This is a genomic window from Methylobacterium bullatum, assembly GCF_014845095.1.
Classification (GTDB): domain Bacteria; phylum Pseudomonadota; class Alphaproteobacteria; order Rhizobiales; family Beijerinckiaceae; genus Methylobacterium; species Methylobacterium bullatum.
In genome coordinates, this window is record NZ_NKUG01000236.1 from 1 (window position 1) to 1,396 (window position 1,396).

The window sequence follows — 1,396 nt, forward strand, 5'->3', positions numbered from 1 at the left end:
CCGTCAGTGCGGCCCGGTTCTCGATCGGACGACGCCCGCCCTTCGGACGCGGCCGAGGCGGCGGGAGGAGCGGAGCGATCTCATCCCAGAGATCATCGGGGAGAAGCGGTCTGGCCATGCCAAACCAACGCTGAAAGCAACGTTCGGTGCCGTTCTGTTAGGCGCTCTTAATCTAGGAAAGAAAAGAGATTTTATGAATCAGCGCTACAAGCTCTGCTTGTCTACTTGTTTGTGTCTTGGAAAATATTGATGTCAGCTGTGCCCTAATTGTCCACAACGTGATCTTGCGTTCCTGAGCAATTTCACTTGGTGATTTTCCACGCGAAATCTGTATAGCTATCTGTGCTTCAGATAGAGTAAGTTTAAAGAATTTTTGCAAGCATTCGATAGTTGGGCTTCTATCTTCATTCAAGTCCGTAATAACGATGAATGTCTTTTCGTAAGGATCTGAATTATTGCCTGCTGGGATTGCATGTAACATCAGAGGTCTTTTTCCTTCGCGAGGAATAATAAACCAGGACTCTGAATTGAGTCGGATTCTATTGCTATAAGTATGAATTATATCTTTTATTGCGGATCTTAAATCAATATTAGTTTCTGAATTGCTATTAATAATAGAACTTACTATTTCTTCTGCGTAACTATTAAGATAATCTACTTTTCCTTTACTGTCAAGAATGATTATTCCACAACCAATCCGACTTGTAAAAGCAGAAATCAATTCACTAGAAGACACGGGAATGATCCAATTATTATATAGATTTGTTATAAAAATAGCCTAGATTGATTGCTCGTCTATTTTTCTTTTGATCCAAGATTTTGCTGCCTCTAATGAAGGGAACATTATACCCTGAAGATCGCAAGGTCCGAATCCCGTATCAAGGTACCATTCAGATTTTTCAAGACAGTCAGCAGTCTTAGGAGAGCATACTAGAATTGCCATTAGACAACCTGAAACTGAACCTAAACAGGCCGGTTCTTCAGAGCTTAGATAGCCTATTTTTGTATGTATAAAATCTACTTCAGGAGACATTTGTCTTGAGCCACTGTCGATCCAGGATCTATTCCTGCGATATAGCATCACTATTTGATTAACATGGCAATCAAGCATGGTTTTTTGTGGCCTGCAATCCCTCATATGAGGGGGGGCAAAAAATATATTAAAATGTGCCGTTCATTACATGAATGAGGGATGCGGCTTCTTAATCAGACGTGTAGGTACCCCGGTAATTCGCAGTCAATGCGTCGCTGCTGGTGCAGCGGTAGGGGGAAAAATGGCCACAGTGACGCTCAATTCGGTAACCGCCGACAACGTGGTCAACCTCGCCGAGGGCGCCTCCGCGGCGGTGGCGATCACCGGCACGGTGGATAGCGAATTCACGACGGGCGACGCGGT

1 protein-coding gene and 1 pseudogene are annotated in these 1,396 nt (G+C 44.1%); both read right to left on the bottom strand.

The window, feature by feature from the left end; genetic code table 11:
* Window positions 1–118: pseudogene (locus MBTS_RS22545) on the bottom strand (IS5/IS1182 family transposase); the annotation flags it as partial.
* A gap of 54 nt (window positions 119–172) precedes the next feature.
* Window positions 173–736 carry a helix-turn-helix transcriptional regulator gene (locus tag MBTS_RS22550; protein ID WP_192216537.1) on the bottom strand — a complete coding sequence of 188 codons (564 nt, stop codon included), beginning with the start codon at window positions 734–736 and terminating at the stop codon, window positions 173–175.
* Between the last annotated feature and the right edge of the window lie 660 nt (window positions 737–1,396).